This is a genomic window from Alteromonas gilva, assembly GCF_028595265.1.
GTDB lineage: Bacteria > Pseudomonadota > Gammaproteobacteria > Enterobacterales > Alteromonadaceae > Alteromonas > Alteromonas gilva.
In genome coordinates, this window is the sequence record NZ_JAQQXP010000003.1 from 310,726 (window position 1) to 331,026 (window position 20,301).

Here is a 20,301-nt window from a genome sequence, read left to right on the forward strand (position 1 = left end):
TGTTCCTATACTAAAATAAATTGGCCATTTCGTCGGCGCGGGCAACCGCGGCCTGCATTGCTTTTGCAACAATGCCCTGTAAATCGCTATCGATTAATGAATTCACTGCCGCGGCGGTTGTGCCGCCTTTGGACGTTACCTGCGCGCGTAATTCGCTCAATTCAAGCTGCGGGTTTTCGCATACCATTTGGGCGGCACCGAGCATTGCCTGTTGCACCAGCTGGCGGGAATCCTGCTGGTTAAAGCCCATGGCCATACATTCTTCCTGCATTGCCTGTAAAAACAGGAAAAAGTAAGCCGGGCTGCTGCCTGCTGCGGCAATGACGCCATTGATATCATCTTCTTTTTCAACCCACAGGGTTTTGCCTACAGCGCCCATTACGCCGGTAACGTAATCGCGATCGCTGTCGCTAACATCCGCGTTAGCGTATAGACCTGACATGCCCTGACCCAGTAAGCTGGGCGTATTGGGCATAATTCTGACCAGCGGGTATTTGCCGCCTAACATCTCCTGCAGACGCGCAACCGGCAAGCCCGCCGCAATTGACATGAACAACTTGCCCGATAAGTCGATGCTCTGATCGAAGGCGGCGCATACATCTTCCATCATTTGCGGTTTAACCGACAACACAATGGCATCAGCAAATGCAATAGCTTCGTCGTTCGATTGGGTTACTTTGATCCCCAGCTCTTCTTGCAGTGCATCCAGTTTTGGCCGCGAGCGGTTACTGGCAATGATCAATTCTTTGGGGTATCCGGAAGACACCAGACCGGCGACGATACTGCGGGTCATATTGCCCGCGCCAATGAATGCTAATTTACGATGTTGCATGAGTCTCCTTAGTAACAGGGTTATGTTTATTGTCGTGCACCAAAAATGGCGGTGCCGATACGGACCATGGTCGAACCATACTCAATGGCCGCTTGCATATCATTGCTCATCCCAACTGACAGGGTATCGACAGTGTCGACCTTACTGGCTAAGTCGTTAAACAATGTCTGCAATGTTGCCAGCGTTTTGTGCTGTGCATCCGGCGATGTATTATTCGCCGGTATAGCCATGAGTCCGCGTAACGTTAACTTTGGCATGTTAACAATCTCTTCTACAAGGTCTGGCAAATCCTTGGGCGTAATGCCCGATTTGCTCTCTTCCTCATCAATATTCAACTGAATGCACACGTTAAGCGGCGGCATGTCTGCCGGTCGCTGTTCGTTGAGTCGACGCGCTATTTTTAGCCGGTCAACAGATTGCACCCAATCGAAATGTTCCGCCACAATTTTTGTCTTATTAGACTGTATGGGGCCAATCATATGCCATTCAATGTCTGTCAGCGTGTTTAGGGTTTGTATTTTACTGACACCTTCCTGAATATAGTTTTCGCCAAACATTCGTTGTCCGGCTTCATACGCTAGCTTTATATCTGATACGGGTTTGGTCTTGCTAACCGCCAGCAATTGTACAGAATGCTCAGGACGTTTAGCATACACAGTGGCTTTATGGATGAGTTGTCGTGTGTTTATCAGTCGATCTGCTATTGTTTGCATTAATAGTTACTTACCTAATATTGGAGAAGTCACGCCGTGGATATTACCGAACTTTTGGCTTTCAGTGTCAAGAATAACGCATCAGACCTTCACTTGTCTGCCGGGCTGCCGCCTATTATTCGTGTAGACGGCGAGATGCGCAAACTCAATGTAGACCCGCTCGATCATAAACAGGTGCATGCCCTGATTTATGAAATCATGAACGACAAGCAGCGCAAAGAATACGAAGAAAACCTCGAAACCGATTTTTCTTTTGAAGTAAAAGATTTATCCCGCTTTCGGGTAAACGCCTTTGTCCAAAACAGGGGCGCAGCGGCGGTGTTAAGGACTATCCCGAGTAAGGTGCTGACACTTGATGACTTAGGCGCGCCGCCGATATTCAAAGAAATTATAAATCAGCCCACGGGCATCGTGCTGGTGACCGGTGCAACGGGGTCGGGTAAAAGTACCACGTTGGCGGCGATGGTCGATCATATCAATGCCCACAAACGAGAGCATATTCTGACTATTGAAGATCCTATCGAATTTGTGCATGAGAATAAGCTCAGCGTACTTAACCAGCGTGAAGTGCATCGCGATACGCACAGTTTCTCTAATGCGTTGCGCTCAGCGCTGCGGGAAGATCCCGACGTTATACTGGTGGGTGAACTGCGGGATCTGGAAACCATTCGTCTGGCGATATCCGCCGCTGAAACCGGTCACTTGGTGTTTGGTACGCTGCATACCAATTCGGCACCCAAAACGATTGACCGTATCATTGATGTGTTTCCGGCCGAGGAAAAAGCCATGGTACGCTCAATGTTATCTGAGTCGCTACGGGCGGTTATTTCGCAAACACTGCTTAAAAAGGTCGGCGGAGGCAGGGTGGCTGCCCACGAAATCATGGTCGGTATCCCGGCTATTCGTAACCTTATTCGTGAAGACAAAGTGCCACAAATGTACTCGGTGATTCAAACCGGCCAGGCCCATGGTATGCAAACCATGGATCAGTGTTTACAACGGCTTGTAGCCTCTGGTGTGATATCACAGCAGGACGCCATGGCGAAGATGGTTGATAAACAACGTCCGGGCTTTTAACGCGTATTGCAAAGGAGAACACTATGCTTGATCAACTGCTGCAAACCATGGTCGATCGTGACGCGTCCGATTTATTTGTGACCTCGTGCTTTGCCGTTAGCGCCAAAATTAATGGCAAACTGACACCGCTCAACGACGCGCCGTTAACCGACGCCGGCGCACTTGATTTGGTGCATGAGGCAATGAACGATAAACAGCGTGATGAGTTTCACACCACTAAAGAGTGTAATTTTGCGATTGCCCGCGACGGTATAGGCCGCTTTCGGTGCAGCGCCTTCTGGCAGCGCGATCAGGCAGGCATGGTAATACGCCGCATTGTGACGCAAATTCCCAATGCTGACGATCTCGGCCTGCCTCCGGTACTAAAAGACATTATTATGTCAAAGCGCGGGCTGGTGCTGTTTGTAGGGGGCACCGGTACCGGTAAGTCGACCTCACTGGCGGCGCTTATTGGCCATCGCAATACTCACTCACACGGCCATATTCTGACTATCGAGGATCCGATTGAGTTTGTGCATGAGCACAAAAACTGTGTGGTGACCCAGCGCGAGGTGGGTATTGATACCCAGTCTTTCGATGATGCTCTGAAAAGCTCACTGCGTCAGGCTCCCGATGTTATTCTGATTGGTGAAATACGTTCCATGGAGACCATGGAGTATGCCATGTCGTTTGCCGATACGGGGCATTTATGTGTGGCAACGTTGCACGCCAACAATGCTAACCAGGCCATTGAACGTATCATGCACCTGGCACCCAAAGATCAACATGACAAGCTGCGGTTTGATTTGAGTCTGAACATTCGTGCCATTGTTGCCCAGCAGTTAGTGCCAACCGTTGATGGCAAAGGCCGGGTCGCGGCGATTGAAATTCTGCTTAATTCGCCGTTAATTCGCGACCTTATTCAGCGTAACGAAATTGGCAGCCTCAAAGAAGCCATGGATAAAGGCCGCGAGCAGGGCATGCAAACCTTTGACCGAGCCTTGTTCGATTTGTACAAAAGTGGCCAGATTAACCTTGAGCAGGCGTTACATCACGCCGACTCACCCAATGATCTTCGCTTAATGGTGAAGCTTGATGCCAACAACACGGAAAGTGATGGCCTTGGCTCCTTGTCCGGGGTATCGATTGATATGGATTAACCTGTGATTCGGTTAAAATCCGGCGTTGGCCCTTTTGTTATTCAGCAATATCATGATGCCCTGACAGAGCAGGGAATAGGCTGTGTGCTGCGCAATCAGTTTATCAGTGGGGCAGCTGGTGAATTACCGGTTCAGGATCTCGAGCCGGAACTGTGGCTGCTTAACGTTGACGATGCAAGGCAGGCTGAGGCGGTATGGCAATCTCTACAGGCCGACTCACAGGCTGTGGCGTGGGTCTGTGAGGGGTGTCAGGAGTATCAGGACGCCGAATTTAATATCTGCTGGAACTGCCAACAACCCAGGTAACCCGTTGCTGACATTGGTGTGTCAAATCGCTTTTTATAACAGCGGTCAGGGGGTACCGAGGCAGTGTGATGTGTTTAACGGGCGTTAATTTGCTTGGCAGAGGGAAACACTTAAGCCCAGAGGTTTTCAAACCAACTGGTAAAAATTAAACAGGCAGAAACACTGTCCACTTTGCCTTTGGTCAGCTTTTTATAGCCGCCCAGTTCAAACAGCATGGCCCGGGCGTCGGCGGTGCTTAGCCTTTCATCCCAGGTTTCTACCGGCGTTTTGAATCGTCCATGCAGGCGGTTGGCAAATTTTTGTGCCCGTTCGGTCATGGTTTGCGATGTGCCGTCCATATTTAAGGGTAAGCCCACAACCACCACGTGCGGCTGCCATTCATCATACAGGGCCTGGATCTGTTGCCAGTCAGGAATACCGTCGCGGGCTTTTAACGCCTCCAGCGGGGCGGCAGTGCCAGTGACTTCCTGACCGATTGCCACGCCGATACTTTTGGTACCAAAATCAAATGCCAGCACGGTGCGCTGACCGGCTTCAGGCATGTCCCACCTCGGGCGCAAGCTGCCATACATCAACGCCAAGGCTATTAACGGCCAGTTGCCAGCGCTGGTGGATAGGCGTGTCGAACAATATCTTTGGATCAGCCTCGATGGTTAGCCACGAGTTTTGCTGAATTTCCTGCTCAAGCTGGCCGGCGCTCCACCCAGCGTAACCGAGTGTAATTATGGCCTGCTCAGGCCCCCGGTGGTTGCCCAAAGCACTTAATATGTCTTTTGATGTCGTGACCATGATTTCCGAAGTAAGGCCCAGACTGGAACTCCAGCCCGGCTGCGGACTATGCAAAATAAATCCTCGCTCCTGACTGACGGGACCGCCCGCCAATACCACTTGCTGGCCTTTTTCTTCGTCGACTTGCGCGTCTTCGTCGGCTTGTTCCAACAATTCTTTAAGGGTCATATTAGTCGGTTGATTAACCACCAACCCCATTGCGCCATCATCATTATGTTCGCAAATGTAGGTCAGGCTTCTGGAAAAAAACGGGTCTTGCATTGACGGCATGGCAATCAAAAAATGATTCGCCAGACTTTTAAGTTCTGTCATGTGTTTTACCTCGTTTAACTGCCCTGGGCAGGGCCAACCGATTAGTTAAGTTTAGCTTCAATAGCGTCAAATAACTCTCCCATAATATTAATGTCGAAGGCCGCTTCGATCTCACGAACACAAGTAGGGCTGGTCACGTTAATTTCGGTAATACGGTCACCGATGACATCCAGACCCACAAACATTAGTCCTTGTTTGACCAGCGTCGGCGCGATTTGTTCAGCCAGCTGGCGATCGCTGTCGCTGATAGGCTGCGGTCGCCCCGTGCCGCCGGCGGCTAAATTACCGCGCGTTTCACCCGCCGAAGGTAAGCGCGCCAGACAATACGGCATGACTTTGCCATCCACTATCAGTATGCGCTTGTCACCGTCTGCTATGGCCGGCAGATAGGCCTGAACCATCATATGAGACTGGCCATTATCCGTGAGGGTTTCAATGATTACGCCAAGGTTAGTGCCGTCTTCCCCCACTCTGAAAATAGACGCGCCGCCCATGCCATCAAGGGGCTTGCAAATAACATCGCGGTGCTTAGCATGAAACGCTCTGACTAACTGAGCGTTGCGCGTAACCAGGGTGTCGGGAATCAACTCCGGGAAATAAGCAGTAAAGAGTTTTTCATTATAATCGCGCAGGCTTTGCGGTTTATTGACGACCAGTGCGCCATCTCTTTCTGCCAGATCAAGAATATGGGTCGCGTACAGGAATTCGCTGTCGAAGGGCGGATCCTTGCGCATTAGAATAACGTCTAACTCACCGAGAATGTAAGTTTGCTGCTCGCCAAGCGTATAGAAGTCTGTGGCGTTATCGCGCACCTCTACCGTTTGGCCAAGTGCTTTAGCGATACCATTGTCGATATACAGATCCTTGAGCTCAAGGTAGATAAGGGTGGCACCACGTCGCTGGGCTTCCAGCATCATGGCAAAACTGGTGTCTTTCTTCGGTTTAATATGGGCAATGGGGTCCATCACCACACCAACAGTATAGGTCATAAGGTGTTCTCTCGTTCGCTCTAACGTTAAAGTGGTGGCGCGTTGCGTGCATTTCAAGCGGTGCTCGTCACAACGGCCGGTAAATGGCGCGTCGTGACGCTGTCACAACAATGATGCACTGCGTTAAATTAAATATCGCCAAACGTGGCTTGCAATATAGACAGACCGGATAGCGCGGCAGTTTCTGTGCGTAAAATTCGAGGACCCAGCGAACAAGCGGTAAAACCCGTTTCCTGAGACTGGTGAACTTCTGCATCGCTGAGGCCCCCTTCCGGGCCAATCAGCAAGCGGTATCCTTTATTGTTTCCGGCCAGCTGGGTAAGACGCTGCTGACTGCCGGGCGCCAACACTAAACGGGTTTGTTGGGTGGAGTCTGATAGCCAATCCTGCAGCGACAACACCGGGTGAAGCGTTGGCAGGGTATTGCGCCCGCATTGCTCACATGCCCCCTGGATTATTTTTTGCCATTGCTGAAATTTCTTTTGCCAGCGTTTCTCATCCAGTTTTACCGGACAACGTTCAGTAATGAGCGGCGTGATATCCGTGGCACCCAGTTCTGTGGCTTTTTGTAATACCCAGTCCATTCTGTCGCCCTTGGAAATGCCCTGTCCTAAATGCAAGGGCAACGATGACTGGGGATCAATAGCGAGCTTGGAATCAACTTCAATAACCACCTGCCGACGCTGAGCAAGTATGACGGTAGCAGAATACTCGTTACCATCGCCGTTAAATAACACAACAGGATGACCGTTTTTTAAACGCAGTACATTGGCAACATGGTGCGCGGTGTCGGCATGCAAAGTGATTTCACTGTCTACAGCGATAGTGTCGGCATGATAAAGGCGTGGAATACGCATAGGATCTCGTTACCAAAACAAAATGGAGGCTAGTGTAGCCTTCATTATGCGGCAAATTCAACTGGCGGGTGAGTAAAACCCGGTTCCGATAATGGTGGCTTGCTTATGGCTTGGCTGAGACAGAGGTATCTGCGGATTGCGATTGGTTGGCTAAGGCAGTCTGAGCGCGACGAGCGTGCACGGTGTGTTTGCCTTTATCGCCTTTTAGCGAATAAGCCAAAATAAGCGCAACGATAGCAAAGAGACAACTAAGTAGTAACATTTTCTGTTCCTTAAAAAAGTCTGCTGGCAGAGAGTAGCTTCGGCAATATGCCCGAACTGACGGTGTGCTTAAGCATACTTAAAGATATGAATGAATAGCCCCAAATACCTATTGATAAGCGTTACTGCGACGCTGTACAAATAAGGGGGAGGGGCGGACTATCGAGCCAAATGGCGTGTTATACCAGTAAAAAGTATGCGAGCTTTGCTCGTTTCACCGGCGGGATAACACCATCTGAATGCAGCTAACATGTTAAACGTCACCGTCAATTGCGCATAGTTTACGCGACATTTATGACAGAACGATGAAAATTCGACGAGGCAGAGCAATTTTGTTGCGTCATAATACGTAACGCTGGTACCTTACAAATAGTTAAATAGTAAAGGAACTGGCTTATGTTAACCCAAGAAAACATTGAGATGTATGTGAATACCTATGCGATACCCTGGGGTATCAACATCGCAATGGCGCTGATTATTTTTGTCATCGGGCGCATTGCCGTAGGCGTGATCATTTCTATGTTTGGCAAGCTCATGTCGAAGTCAAAATACGACGACATGCTGATAGAGTTTTTGAAGTCTATCTTAAATGCCGTACTCATGTTGTTTGTCATCGTAGCCTCACTTGATGAGCTCGGCGTTGATACCACATCATTAGTGGCGATTCTCGGTGCTGCCGGCCTGGCAATTGGTTTGTCGTTGCAGGACTCTCTGAAAAACTTCGCCGCCGGAGTCATGTTACTGGTCTTCAAGCCATTTAAGGCTGGCGACTACGTTGAAGCCGCAGGCGTTGCCGGTACAGTGAAAAAGATTGGTATTTTTACCAGTTCAATGACTACGCCTGACAACAAAGAAATTATCGTTCCCAACGGTAAAATCTACGGCGACAATATTATTAATTATTCTGCCATGGCAACCCGTCGTGTTGATATGGTGTTTGGTATTGGCTATGGCGATGACTTACGTAAAGCCAAAACCTTACTGGAGCAGATGGTAAAGGATGAAGAACGTATTCTGGCAGAGCCGGCTCCGGTTGTCGCGGTTGCCTCTTTAGGTGATTCCAGTGTTAACTTCACGGTTCGTCCGTGGGTGAAAAAAGAAGACTACTTTGCCGTGCTCTGGTCGTTTACCGAAAACGTCAAGTTACGTTTTGATGAAGAAGGTATTTCAATTCCGTTTCCGCAAATGGATGTTCATTTGTTTAAAGAAGATGACGAAGACGAAAAGGAGCATAAAGCTACTAAATAGCTTTTGTGTGAAGCTTTTAAGTGTCATTAAAAATCCCGGCGTTGGCCGGGATTTTTGCGTTTAAACAAGGCACTGGGTTTTAGCGCTGGCAGTTTGCCTTGCTGTTACTTGCGTTATAATCGGTCATGGCAGCTGGCATATTGGCCTGCAGCTTTTTAATCCGGCTCTGTGGTGCCGGGTGAGTCGATAACAGTTCTGGCGGTCGGTTGCCATCACTGGCCGCTTCCATGTTTTGCCATAAATCTACCGACTGGCGTGGATCAAATCCTGCCATGGCCATCAGTTGCAGGCCAATCAGGTCAGCTTCAGACTCGTGAGCCCGGCTAAACGGTAACTGCACACCTACCTGCATTCCAAGCCCTAAGCCGGTCATAATGGCCTGGTTGTAGGGAACTTCATTGGCGGCAAGGATTTGATTGACCACTTGCGAGCCGGTATCGATAAGCGTACTTTGCGACATCCGCTCATTACCGTGCTGAGCAATAACGTGGCCAATTTCATGACCAACTACGGCGGCCAGCTGATGCTGGTTTTTGGCGACATTTAATAAGCCGGTATAAACGCCTATTTTCCCGCCAGGCAGCGCGAACGCATTGACCTGTTCATCATCAAACACGACGATTTCCCAGTTACCTCCGTAAACCCCTTGTGGCACAAAAGGAAGCAGCGTTTCGGCAACACACTGAACATATTCGTTTCTGGCAGGCTGCTCAGACACTGGCGTTTCGGATTTCATGCTGTCGAAGGCCTGACTGCCCATTTGGTCAAGTTGCGAACTACTGAACAAAAGCAGTTGGTTGCGGCCGGTAGGCGAGGTCGCGCAAGCCGTTAATCCAGAGATAACCAGCAGAGCAGCAGTGATGTATGCGGGTGCCTTCATATAGTCTTATCCTCTTCCATTTTTTGTTCGCCCATCTTTTTGAGCGTCATATTACTGTCATGGCTGCGCCATGAAAATGTCATAAGGCTTACTTAGCCTTGTCATTTTACGCATAACTAGTGCTTTGTATGGTAGGCGAATTACCTCGACAAGCATAGTTCATTTAACAACAAGAAAGGAAATTCAATGGCAACGTCAAGATTTAAATTAAGCCTTTTGGCGCTGGGTATGGCTGGCTTACTGACCGGTTGTAGCCTTGATGGTGATGATGGCGCAGACGGCGCTGATGGCCCTCAGGGACAACAGGGTGAGAGCGGAGCACCGGGTACCGATGGTCTGGATGCTAATCGCGGCGTAAAGTTATCGGTGATTGGCCGGGCGTCTCTTGAGGCCGAAGGGGCGGCAGAAATTGTGCAATTTGACGCCGCAACCAACACGGTTTATGTCACCAACAGCGATGCGAATACCGTCGCTATGGTAGATATCAGTGGTCTGACCGATGAAGCGTTAAGCAGCCCCATTACCGATCTTAATTTAACCGTGGGCACAGAAATTACCCTCGCTGGCGAAGTCGCCGGGGTTGCCCTGGATGGTCTCACCAGCATTGCATTGTCTGGCGACCTGCTTGCAGTTGCAGTCCCTGCACAGAGCAAAAATGATAATGGCTTTATCCTGTTTTACAGCGGTGTTTCATCTATGTCGCCGGTATTTTTAAAAGCCGTCGAGGTCGGTAATCTGCCCGATATGGTGACCTTTACACCTGATGGCAGCAAAGTACTGGTGGCCAATGAAGGCGAGCCCAGCGGCGATTACACGATTGATCCGGAGGGTTCGGTGGCCGTTATTGAGGTAACGGATAACATGCCAGCTGATACTGCCACTGTACTTGATTTTACCGCCTATAACTCTGAAAAGGCCCGGTTGATGGCGATGGGGATGCATTTTCCTAACCCCGCCGGTCGCACTATTAACGGTCAGTTAATCAGTACTACGGTGGCCCAGGATTTAGAGCCGGAATACATAACCGCCAGTAACACCATGGCCTATATTACGTTACAGGAAAACAACGGCGTTGCGGTACTTGACCTGACAAGCATGGAAATGGATATCGTTGGCCTTGGGTTTAAAAACTGGGCAGGGCTTAATATCGATGTTCAGGAAGACGGCGAAGTGGGTTTTGGTCAGTATGAAGGGCTTTACGGCGTGTATATGCCAGATACCATTACTCACTACAGCTGGAAAGGGGCAGACTTTCTGTTAACTGCTAACGAGGGGGATGCCCGTGAGTATTTCATTTCTGATGATATGACCGAAGCTGAGTGTACCGCTGCCGGTGGTCAGGACTTTGATGATGGCGAGTGTCTGGCGTTTACCGAAGAAGTGAAAGTGAAAGACCTGGTTGCGGCTCCCGGCTCACTGCTTGAAGCGTTGCAAATGAATGGCGAAGCCGATGATCTGCGGGTAACCAACGCATTGGGCGATGCCGATGGTGATGGCGAATATGACTCGGCTTACAGTTATGGTGCGCGCTCGTTTACCATTTGGGATCAAAACGGCCTGGTGGTGTTTGACTCCGGTGATGATTTTGAACGGATTACCGCCTCATTGTTCGGCGCCGCTTTCAACAACGGCGACGATGAAAACGAAGGCGATTCGCGTTCTGAAAATAAAGGACCAGAGCCGGAAGCTCTGACCATCGGGCAGGTCGGCGAGCGTACCTATGCGTTTATCGGTCTTGAGCGTATGGGCGGGATATTTGTGTATGATATCACCAATCCATATGATGCGTTTTTCGTCGAGTACATTAACAACCGCGACCTTACTGAAGGCCTTGAAGTGGGCGATGCCATTGGCGACCTGGCCCCGGAAAGTCTGTTGTTTGTAGCGGCAGAAGACAGTGTGACAGGGCAGCCGATGTTAATTGTAGGCAACGAAGTGAGCGGCACCGTGGCGGTCTATTCGGTGTCACAGCTGTAAGTCATATTGATTGAGTAAAACTGAAAACCGGCAATTTGCCGGTTTTTTATCAACTGTTTAGCACTGAAATAGTAATGATGCGCTGCGCATTATGGCTTAGCGTTATCTGCCACTGATAGGCTCATGGCACGCGCTGTGTTACCTCATACTGATACTGCATGCTCACACAAGATTCCAGCAACTGAATGCACGCAAAGCGCCTGAGTGCACTGCGTCATGACTTTTATCGCATAAACGTTTAAGCTTAGGCAAACTCATTGGACCTGTATTGCTCGTTGCCGGAGCAAGCAGAGTTGTAACGCAGAGATTAGATAAAAATGAATGCAAACGTAGTGTTAAGTGGTGTTGGATTATGGACCCCGCCCAATAAAATTAGTAACGAAGAACTGGTTGCCAGTTATAACGCCTGGGCCGAAGCATTTAACAATGAACATCAGGCACAAATTGATGCCGGGGAAATCACAGCAAAACCTTTTTCGAGCGCCGACTTTATCGAAAAAGCATCCGGTATTAAGAGCCGCTACATATACCAAAAAGAGGGCGCACTGGATATTACGCGCATGCGACCGCTGATCCCCGAGCGCGGCGAAGATGAACTCTCCAATCAGGCTGAGATTGCCATTGAAGCCGCCAAACTGGCTCTCGCCGACGCCAATAAAACCGCGGCCGACGTTGATGCGGTGATTGTTGCCTGTGCGTATACGCAGCGCTCTTACCCGGCGATTGCAATCGAAGTGCAGTCTGCGCTGGGTATTGATGGCTTTGGTTTCGACATGCTGGTGGCGTGTTCTGCTGCGACATTTGGCATGCACCGGGCATGGGAAATGGTTGCCTCAGGTAACGCCAGGTGTGTGTTGGTGATTAATCCTGAATTGGTGTCACCGCAGGTAAATTATACCGACCGGGACAGCCATTTTATTTTTGGCGATGTCGCCACCGCAACGGTGTTGGAAAGTGCTGAAACCGTTACTACTGATACCAGCTTTGATATTTTAAGTACCCAGGCAAAAACGGTTTTCTCCAATAATATCCGCTCGAATTTTGGCTACATGAGTCACGCCAATGACAGCGATCCCTTTGGCCCCGACAAGTTGTTTCACCAAGCCGGCCGTAAAGTGTTTAAAGAAGTGTGTCCCATGGCGGCCGAGCATATTAGCGGTCACCTGGCGCGACATGGCTTAACCGCGGAAAACGTTAGGCGCTGGTGGCTTCACCAGGCGAACATCAATATGAACCTGTTAATTTGTAAGAAGCTACTTGGCCGGGATGCGTCGGCCGATGAGGCACCTATTGTCCTCGATGAGTATGCGAATACCGCGTCGGCAGGTTCAGTGATTGCCTTTGCCTTACATCATCAGGATTTAGCGCAGGATGACGTTGGTGTTATCTGCTCTTTCGGTGCCGGGTATTCCATTGGGAGTTTGCTGGTCCGCAAAAGATAATGGCATGGGCCCGCTGTTTATGATAATAAATCATCATAAATAATTGATGTGCAGCGCATTACTGTTTTGCCGGTCCTACGCTGACGACATGCGCGCCCAGGGTATTGAGACAATAAATGATTGCAAACATCGGCTACGGCCTGAATAGTATTGGTTACCTGATTTTGTTACTGCTGCTATTTACGGTGCGTAAGCCGGGTTTAGCAAAGTATATGCTCAGCTTAGCGACGTTAGTCACATTGCTCTGGTCGCTGAGCTTTGTCTCGTATCTAAGCGGTCCGCTCGGAGTGTTGCATCTGCTGCAGGCCGATACCCTGAAACAGGGCGTTTGGATATTGTTTCTGGCCAGTTGTCTGAAATACGACTTTGACAATATCTGGCAAGTGTTACGTCAGCCAGCGACCATTGCCGCCCTGGCCGTGCCGGTCTTCGCCTTGTTACTGCCCTGGCTGGTAAAACTGGATGTCACCTGGCATTTCCTGTTGCAAACTCTCATCGCACTTGAAGTGCTTATTTTACTGGAAGTGCTCTACCGTCAGGTGGGCGATAACCAGTGGGCCTACAAACCGCTGGCGCTTTATCTGGGCGCCACCCAGTTGTTTGAATTTGTTTCCTATGCCAATGCCACCATGATTGCCCAGGTGGAACCAGGTTTTATTGCGGCGAGAGGCTACATCTATTTGTTAATGTTGCCCTTTTTAGTCATTGCTACACGGCGCATTAAGCATTGGGGAATGAATATCTTTATTTCCCGCGATGTGGTGCTGCACAGTTCTTTGTTATTAGTGGCTGGCGTGTATTTATTTGTGATGGCAGCGACAGGATATGTCATCAACTATCTGGGCTGGGACTGGAGTTTTACCGTACAGATCGTCTTAGTGGTATTGTCACTGGTATTATTGGTGACCTTGTTTTTGTCCAACAGTTTTCGCACCAGCGTTAAGATTTTTATCACCAAACACTTTTTCGCTAACCAATTTGACTATCGTCTGGAGTGGGTGAAATTAACCAATATACTCGCCAATAACGACCAGTCTTTACCAAGCGTCTATGATGCGGCGCTAGAGGGAGTAATTGGCGCCATCAATTACGACAGTGGCGCCTTGGTTAAAAAGCAGGGCGCGAACTTTACCGTGGTTAGCAGTCAGTACTTTATCTCTGAGGACGAAACACAAGAGGTGCTGAAGCCGCTATGGGAATTTTGTGATAAAACCGGCCTGCTTATCGACCTTAGCGAATATCAAACCAAGCCCTATAATTACGAGGGATTAACGCTGCCTCGATCGTTTTTTGAACAAACTGATATTCAACTGGTGATCCCGTTTGTCAGCGAGAATAAAATGTGGGGCGTGGCGTTATTAAGGGCTGTCGATCGCCCCCGGATCTCCCTGGACTGGGAGGTACGAGAATATTTGAACGCCGTGACCAACCAAATTGCTAACTTTATTTATTTGCATGAAGCGGCACAATCACTGGCCGAAAATGCACAGTTTGCTGCGTTTAACCGCATGGCGGCGTTTGTTTTGCACGATCTGAAAAATGTTATGGCACAAATTGATTTAATACTGTGCAATGCTGAACAGCATAAAGCCAATCCGGAGTTCATTGACGATACTTTTGAAACGCTTCATTATACCAAAGCCCGTATGGATAAAATGTTACGGCAGTTAACCGAAAAGCAGATTGAAGAGAGTCGCTCTGATGCCAGCCATACGCTGTCAGATTTGATTACCCAGGTGATTGAAAAAAGATGCCAGTCGATGCTGCCCATTCCGCAATTAATGGTGACGGAGCAAACCAGTGTTGTTGTCGATCAGGATAAGTTAACCAATGTGATGTATCATCTGCTCAGCAACGCGCAACAGGCGACCCCTGATAATGGCAGTATTGACGTGACGCTGCTGATAGATTCTGAGCGCCAGCATCAACTGGTTTTTATTGAGGATGATGGTTGCGGCATGAGTGAAGAATTCATTAAGCACCGCTTATTCAAACCCTTTGATACCACCAAAGGGAACGCCGGAATGGGGATTGGTGCGTATGATGCCAAAGCGTACATGGAATCGATCGGCGGGTATTTAAAGGTACAAAGCCAGCCTGGAGTGGGTAGCTGTTTTACATTAGGGTTTCCCATTAAATAACAATAATGAAGCCGGATTAAAGTGGATAAAATATGACTGATACCATCTTGGTAGTTGACGATGATTTAGGTATTCAAAAGCAATTAAAGTGGAGCTTAACTGACTACAATATTGTTTTTGCAGATGACCGCACATCAGCAGTGGCCCAGTTACGTCGTTTTGAACCCAAAGTCGTGACACTCGATTTAGGGCTGCCCCCCGATCCGGCTAACGCATCTGAAGGGCTTAAAACACTTGAAGAAATTTTAGCGTTAGCGCCAAACACCAAAGTCATCGTGGTAACAGGCAATAATGATAAGCAGAATGCGCTTAAAGCCATCGATATTGGCGCCTATGATTTTTATCAAAAACCCATCGACTCAGACACGATTAAGCTCTTGGTCAATCGTGCGTTAAATCTGGCTAAACTGGAAGATCAGAACCGAATTTTGGCCAGAACCCGGCCTGCTATGGGGCGCATTATTGGCAATAGCGATGCGATTCAAACGGTAATGCGCCGGGCAGAAAAAATAGCTGGTACGGATATCAGTACACTCCTATTGGGTGAAAGTGGTACGGGGAAAGAAGTGTTCGCTCGTTCTATACATGAACACAGCCCGCGCAAAGACAAGCCATTTGTGGCAATCAACTGTGCTTCAATACCGGAAAACCTGCTTGAGAGTGAGTTGTTCGGCTATGAAAAAGGCGCATTTACCGGTGCGAATAAAACCACCGTGGGAAAAATCGAAACAGCCCAGGGCGGTACCTTATTTCTAGACGAAATCGGCGACATGCCCGTTGGTTTGCAAGCTAAAATGTTGCGGTTTTTGCAGGAGCGGGTGATAGAGCGCGTCGGTGGAAGAAGCGAAATTCCTGTGGATATCCGCGTAATTTGCGCCACCCACAGAGATCTACAGGCCATGGTGGCAGACGAAACCTTTAGGGAAGACTTGTTTTACCGCATTGGCGAAATTCCGATTAATATTCCGCCGTTGCGTGACCGCGATCAGGACATTATTTTGTTGGGCAGAACCTTCCTCAACGAGTACCGCGAGTCATTTAACGCCAAAGCGAAAAGCTTTAGCGAAAGCGCGATTAAAGCCATGCTGGCACATCGCTGGCCGGGCAACATCCGGGAGCTTCAAAATAAGCTCAAATCGGCGGTCATTATGGCCGAGGGGGCGTTGATTCAGCCTGAAGATCTGGGGTTGGCAGAACCATCTGAAGAGCTGGAGAATGAAATTTTGAATCTCCGTGAAGTCAGAGAGTCAGCCGAAAGCAAAGCGATCCGCAAGGCATATCAGCGGGCCGATAAAAATATCTCCAGAACCGCCGAGTTATTGGGCGTGACGCGGCCAACCCTGTATTCGTTAATCGAAAAGTACCACCTGGAAGATCTTAAAACCGGGCAGTAATTACCATGTACTGCATAGTGCAGTGATTCGTTGCCGCCAAGGCTGTATTCAGCTTGGCGGTGGCTACAGTGTTACCCGTTTGGCTGATTAGAGCTCGCCACTCCTGACGCCCAGGCTATCTGCGTGCGCCCCTTTGGTGCCTTCTTATCCTGCGTTAACCCAAAGCACAGCCCAATGCATGGCATGGTCCGCTGCTTTTCAAAAACGCCATTGCAGTGCAACGGCCAGCCTTATAATTTACTATCAATACTCGAGAAATGCTGAATCCATAGCCGTATTAACCGCGATTTGGCCATGCCACTTTGTGCTGACATTTCTGTAAGCTGCTCGATACACTGCTGGGTTAAGGTAAACGTGGCACGATGCATAGGTGAGTTCGCTGGCTTATCGATAGCGGCGAGCTGACTGGCCTTCAGTGGCGCCACATTACCTGTCGCATAATCCAGCGCTTCGTCTATGAAGTCATCAGCACTGACTTGCTGACCAGTGCTACGTTCAGCCGACTGCGTGGAGCGAGACAGATTGATCAGACTCATGTTGTTCTCCCTTGCCGCGGGCAAGAAGTTCTTCAATTATACTGCGAATTTCGACAGCCGCTTTACCCTTGGATTCACTTTCTAAGACCGAGCGGCCTGATTCTTCGGAGTCGTCATACATATTGCGACTAAATGTGACCGAATTCAGCACTGGCACTTCAAACGAACGGCACACTTCTTTGGCTTCGAGTATGCGCGGCGCCAGTGACGGCAACGACGGACACTGGGTGATAACAAACGCGGCATTCATGCGTGGGTTAACCATTTTACATGTCGATAACACATCTTCCATGTGCGGCACTGTTTTTAAGTCGCGGCGCTTAGGGCGCAGGGGGATCAGAATATGGTCGGCAACGGCCATCGAGGAGCGTAGCGCCAGGTTATCCTGGCCACCGCAGTCAATGACCACATAATCATAACGCTCTTTCAGGCTTAATAATTCGTTGCGTATTTTGCCATAAAGCTGAATACAGGTAATCGACGGAAGCTCGTCATTGCTGCTGCGTTCCTGTGCCCAGTCGGACGTGGTGCGCTGCGGGTCGCAATCTACCATTAGCACGCTGGCCTTCTTTTCGCAGCGCAAATAGACTGCGATATTTTGTGCCAGACAGCTTTTGCCGCTGCCGCCCTTTTCACCACCAACTAATATCATCATTGTTCAATCCTCATTAAGTAATCGCAATTACGTAATAAAAAAGTGAACTTACTGTGGCTCAACACGCTTACCCCTAAGGTAAACAGCGCCTGCCAACAGTGTTCGGTAACCCCGCTATCTTATCTGTCGACGTAGACCGGAGGCTTTGCGTAACCTACCTTTCGGTGAGGCTTGCCTTTTTCATGTACTGCAAGGATGCATCATGCATCACGGCTAAATTTGTTATAAAGCATAGAGTAATCGTTGGTGCAGGGCTATTCATCGCAGGCATCGTTATTCATATTAAGGGATTTTAAATAATACCCTTAGCCAACTCAGACTTTTATAAAAGGGATTAAAATAAAGGTCTTTAATTGCTTTTTTGAATTACCCTGATTAATTTATTTAACTGGCTGTCTGCCCGGTGCGCGTTATACTGATTACAACTTTTCAAGGAGATAGTTATGACACACCCTGTAGATAAACCTTCGTTTGAAGGCAAAAAAGTTCCTGACGTTACCTTTGCTATTCGCGACGGTGAGCAGTGGATAGAGCGCACCAGCAGCGACATTTTTGCTGGTAAAACTGTGGTGGTATTTTCGTTACCGGGCGCGTTTACGCCAACCTGTTCATCCACGCATTTACCGCGTTACAACGAATTGGCCGACACCTTTAAAGAACATGGCGTTGATGAAATTGTCTGTGTATCGGTGAATGATACCTTTGTAATGAATGCCTGGGCGGCAGATCAGGAATCAGATAATGTGTCGCTGGTGCCTGATGGAAACGGTGAGTTTACCGACGGCATGGGTATGCTGGTCGACAAAGCCGATCTGGGATTTGGTAAGCGCAGCTGGCGCTATTCCATGCTGGTAAAAGACGGTGTGGTAGAAAAAATGTTTATAGAGCCAAATAAGCCAGGCGACCCGTTTGAGGTATCTGACGCTGACACTATGCTCAGTTACATTGCACCGAATGCGGTGAAGCGCGAACCGGTAAGTCTTTTCACCAAACCCGGCTGCCCGTATTGTGCAAAAGCTAAAGCATTGTTGCAAAGCAAAGGGTATAAGTACGAAGAGATCGTGCTCGGTCAGGGCGCAACGCTGACTTCACTGAAAGCCATGAGTGGCCGAGAGACTGTTCCTCAGGTATTTATTGGCGGCAAGCACATCGGTGGCAGCGACGATCTCGAAGCGTTCTTTTCATAACAGCAAATATCAGTGCCAGTGTGAGCGAAGTGGTCTGCCAACTGTTGAAAACAGCCAGAACTGACACAACCATTAATAAACAACGGTCTGCAGCGCAGGCCGTTTTTTTTGTGAATAACCGTTTTTACTCTCACTTCATCGTGATTGCCCTCGTTATCCTGACAATTTTTTGTCATAGTCAGTGACTTATCAAATAGGGGGACGACATGACAAAACGAATAATGATGTTGATTTTATGCAGTATAGGCATCTTTGAAGCCGCTGCCGCACTGACCGTTGATGAACAAAAAATGGTGGCTGTGATCGACGCCAACCAACCACAGGCTATGAGCATGCTGGAAAAGAGCGTCAATATTAACAGCGGCACAATGAATTTTGCCGGCGTTAAAAAAGTGGCCAGCCTGCTCACCCCTGAGTTCGAGTCATTAGGCTTTGATGTGTGGTTTGAAGATGGTAGTGCGTTTAATCGCGCCGGTCACCTGGTTGCCAAAATTGAGGGTGGCACAGGACCTAAGTTGTTGCTGATAGGCCATCTTGATACCGTTTTTGAGCCTGACAGCCCGTTTCAGAGCTTTACTCGTGTGGATGAAAAGCACATTAAAGGCCCGGGTGTTGCTGATATGAAAGGCGGTAATCAGATCATGTTGGAAGCGCTCAAAGCCCTGCATGCGGTGGGTAAGTTATCATCCATGAATATTCTGGTGGTGCTGACCGGCGATGAAGAGCTCAGTGGTCGGCCTTTGGCCCTTTCCAAAAAAGCGCTGGTTGATGGTGCTAAATGGGCGGATGTTGCATTAGGTTTTGAAAACGGCGACGGTAACCCACAAACCGCCAATATCTCCCGTCGGGGATCGGTTGACTGGACGCTCACCGTCACCGGTACCCCAGCGCATTCCTCTCAGGTATTCAAACCGCAAGTGGGCGCCGGTGCAATTTATGAGGCCGCCAGAATTCTCACCCAGTTTTATGAAGAGTTAAGAAGTGAGCGCTTGCTTACATTTAACCCCGGAAGAATTATGGGTGGTACACAGGTAACTCATGATAAAGGCACAAACAGTGGTACGACGTTCGGCAAAAACAATGTGGTAGCCGAGCATGCAATTGTGACCGGCGATATTCGCGCACTGTCGTTAGAACAGCTCACGCGGGTAAAGCATAAAATGCGCGCTATAGTTGAACAAAATCTGCCACAAACCAAGGCGACTCTGGAAGTCGGCGAGGGCTATCCGCCACTCGCGCCGAAAGCCGGCAACAAGGAGTTACTGAGTCTGTACAGCGCTGTCAGTGCGGATCTGGGGCAGGGGGAGGTCACTGCTGTCAACCCCTTAAATGCAGGGGCTGCCGATGTCTCATTCACCTCTGAATATGTGGATATGGCCCTTGATGGTCTGGGCATGAGCGGCTCTGCCGGTCATACGGTTAATGAAACGGCTGTTGTCAGCGCGCTGGCCTCACAGGCTAAACGTGCGGCAATTTTGATGTCGCGCCTGCATGAGCAAGCCGGCACAGGCAAGCCCTGATATTGCAATTAACTGCTAAGGTCGCCATAGTAGGCGACCTTTAAAC

At 49.2% G+C, this 20,301-nt stretch carries 20 protein-coding genes and 1 riboswitch; of the genes, 10 read left to right on the forward strand and 10 right to left on the reverse strand.

Annotated features, from left to right (window positions below; genetic code table 11):
• Positions 1-10: 10 nt before the first annotated feature.
• Complete coding sequence (gene proC, locus OIK42_RS17715) at positions 11-832, reverse strand: pyrroline-5-carboxylate reductase (RefSeq protein ID WP_273642434.1); 822 nt, start codon at positions 830-832, stop codon at positions 11-13.
• 26 nt (positions 833-858) lie between these two features.
• Positions 859-1,545, reverse strand: a complete 687-nt coding sequence (locus tag OIK42_RS17720; RefSeq protein WP_273642435.1) for a YggS family pyridoxal phosphate-dependent enzyme — start codon at positions 1,543-1,545, stop codon at positions 859-861.
• Positions 1,546-1,581: 36 nt separating this feature from the next.
• Here OIK42_RS17720 and OIK42_RS17725 point away from each other — a divergent pair, with 36 nt between their 5' ends.
• The 3 genes from OIK42_RS17725 to OIK42_RS17735 are packed head-to-tail and all read left to right on the forward strand — an operon-like array spanning position 1,582 to position 4,067.
• Positions 1,582-2,622 carry a type IV pilus twitching motility protein PilT gene (locus tag OIK42_RS17725; RefSeq protein ID WP_273642436.1) on the forward strand — a complete coding sequence of 347 codons (1,041 nt, stop codon included), beginning with the start codon at positions 1,582-1,584 and terminating at the stop codon, positions 2,620-2,622.
• Positions 2,623-2,645: 23 nt separating this feature from the next.
• On the forward strand, positions 2,646-3,761 hold the full coding sequence (locus tag OIK42_RS17730; RefSeq protein ID WP_273642437.1) for a PilT/PilU family type 4a pilus ATPase: 1,116 nt from the start codon (positions 2,646-2,648) through the stop codon (positions 3,759-3,761).
• Positions 3,762-3,764: 3 nt separating this feature from the next.
• Entirely contained in the window at positions 3,765-4,067 is a 303-nt protein-coding gene (locus OIK42_RS17735) for a putative signal transducing protein (protein WP_273642438.1), read from the forward strand.
• A gap of 110 nt (positions 4,068-4,177) precedes the next feature.
• On the opposite strand, the gene ruvX is transcribed toward OIK42_RS17735, so the two are convergent.
• From ruvX to OIK42_RS17760, 5 genes are all read right to left on the reverse strand, one after another.
• Positions 4,178-4,609: a Holliday junction resolvase RuvX gene (ruvX, locus tag OIK42_RS17740; protein ID WP_273642439.1), complete on the reverse strand. Its 432-nt coding sequence runs from the start codon at positions 4,607-4,609 to the stop codon at positions 4,178-4,180.
• A complete protein-coding gene (locus OIK42_RS17745) occupies positions 4,602-5,168 on the reverse strand; it encodes a YqgE/AlgH family protein (RefSeq protein ID WP_273642440.1) in 567 nt (188 codons plus the stop codon). Before OIK42_RS17745 ends, ruvX begins: the two co-directional genes overlap by 8 nt.
• Positions 5,169-5,209: 41 nt before the next feature.
• Entirely contained in the window at positions 5,210-6,157 is a 948-nt protein-coding gene (gene gshB / locus OIK42_RS17750) for a glutathione synthase (protein ID WP_273642441.1), read from the reverse strand.
• 128 nt (positions 6,158-6,285) lie between these two features.
• The gene (locus OIK42_RS17755; RefSeq protein ID WP_273642442.1) at positions 6,286-7,014 is read right to left on the reverse strand and encodes a 16S rRNA (uracil(1498)-N(3))-methyltransferase; all 729 of its coding nucleotides are present in this window, start codon (positions 7,012-7,014) and stop codon (positions 6,286-6,288) included.
• A gap of 103 nt (positions 7,015-7,117) precedes the next feature.
• Positions 7,118-7,276 carry a hypothetical protein gene (locus OIK42_RS17760; protein ID WP_273642443.1) on the reverse strand — a complete coding sequence of 53 codons (159 nt, stop codon included), beginning with the start codon at positions 7,274-7,276 and terminating at the stop codon, positions 7,118-7,120.
• A gap of 395 nt (positions 7,277-7,671) precedes the next feature.
• Between OIK42_RS17760 and OIK42_RS17765 the strand changes: the two genes are divergently transcribed.
• Positions 7,672-8,523, forward strand: a complete 852-nt coding sequence (locus OIK42_RS17765; protein WP_273642444.1) for a mechanosensitive ion channel family protein — start codon at positions 7,672-7,674, stop codon at positions 8,521-8,523.
• A gap of 79 nt (positions 8,524-8,602) precedes the next feature.
• Here the strand turns inward: OIK42_RS17765 and OIK42_RS17770 are convergent, their stop codons facing one another.
• Positions 8,603-9,403, reverse strand: a complete 801-nt coding sequence (locus tag OIK42_RS17770) for a M48 family metallopeptidase (protein ID WP_273642445.1) — start codon at positions 9,401-9,403, stop codon at positions 8,603-8,605.
• A gap of 186 nt (positions 9,404-9,589) precedes the next feature.
• Between OIK42_RS17770 and OIK42_RS17775 the strand changes: the two genes are divergently transcribed.
• The 4 genes from OIK42_RS17775 (at position 9,590) to prsR (ending at position 16,357) form a co-directional block, all read left to right on the forward strand.
• The gene (locus tag OIK42_RS17775; protein WP_273642446.1) at positions 9,590-11,380 is read left to right on the forward strand and encodes a choice-of-anchor I family protein; all 1,791 of its coding nucleotides are present in this window, start codon (positions 9,590-9,592) and stop codon (positions 11,378-11,380) included.
• 317 nt (positions 11,381-11,697) lie between these two features.
• Positions 11,698-12,822: a beta-ketoacyl-ACP synthase III gene (locus OIK42_RS17780; RefSeq protein ID WP_273642447.1), complete on the forward strand. Its 1,125-nt coding sequence runs from the start codon at positions 11,698-11,700 to the stop codon at positions 12,820-12,822.
• Positions 12,823-12,938: 116 nt separating this feature from the next.
• Positions 12,939-14,963, forward strand: coding sequence for an XrtA/PEP-CTERM system histidine kinase PrsK (gene prsK / locus OIK42_RS17785; protein WP_273642448.1), 2,025 nt, complete (start codon positions 12,939-12,941; stop codon positions 14,961-14,963).
• 32 nt (positions 14,964-14,995) lie between these two features.
• Positions 14,996-16,357 (forward strand): PEP-CTERM-box response regulator transcription factor, encoded by a 1,362-nt coding sequence (gene prsR / locus OIK42_RS17790; protein ID WP_273642449.1) that lies wholly within the window; start codon positions 14,996-14,998, stop codon positions 16,355-16,357.
• Positions 16,358-16,587: 230 nt separating this feature from the next.
• Here prsR and OIK42_RS17795 read toward each other — a convergent pair whose 3' ends face one another.
• On the reverse strand, positions 16,588-16,893 hold the full coding sequence (locus OIK42_RS17795) for a replication protein RepA (RefSeq protein WP_273642450.1): 306 nt from the start codon (positions 16,891-16,893) through the stop codon (positions 16,588-16,590).
• On the reverse strand, positions 16,853-17,548 hold the full coding sequence (locus tag OIK42_RS17800) for an AAA family ATPase (protein ID WP_273642451.1): 696 nt from the start codon (positions 17,546-17,548) through the stop codon (positions 16,853-16,855). The genes OIK42_RS17795 and OIK42_RS17800 overlap by 41 nt, the downstream gene beginning before the upstream one ends.
• A 101-nt stretch (positions 17,549-17,649) precedes the next feature.
• Positions 17,650-17,734: riboswitch (cyclic di-GMP riboswitch) on the reverse strand.
• Positions 17,735-17,991: 257 nt separating this feature from the next.
• Between OIK42_RS17800 and OIK42_RS17805 the strand changes: the two genes are divergently transcribed.
• Positions 17,992-18,735, forward strand: a complete 744-nt coding sequence (locus tag OIK42_RS17805; RefSeq protein WP_273642452.1) for a glutathione peroxidase — start codon at positions 17,992-17,994, stop codon at positions 18,733-18,735.
• Positions 18,736-18,941: 206 nt separating this feature from the next.
• Positions 18,942-20,255 (forward strand): M20/M25/M40 family metallo-hydrolase, encoded by a 1,314-nt coding sequence (locus tag OIK42_RS17810; RefSeq protein WP_273642454.1) that lies wholly within the window; start codon positions 18,942-18,944, stop codon positions 20,253-20,255.
• Positions 20,256-20,301 lie beyond the last annotated feature (46 nt).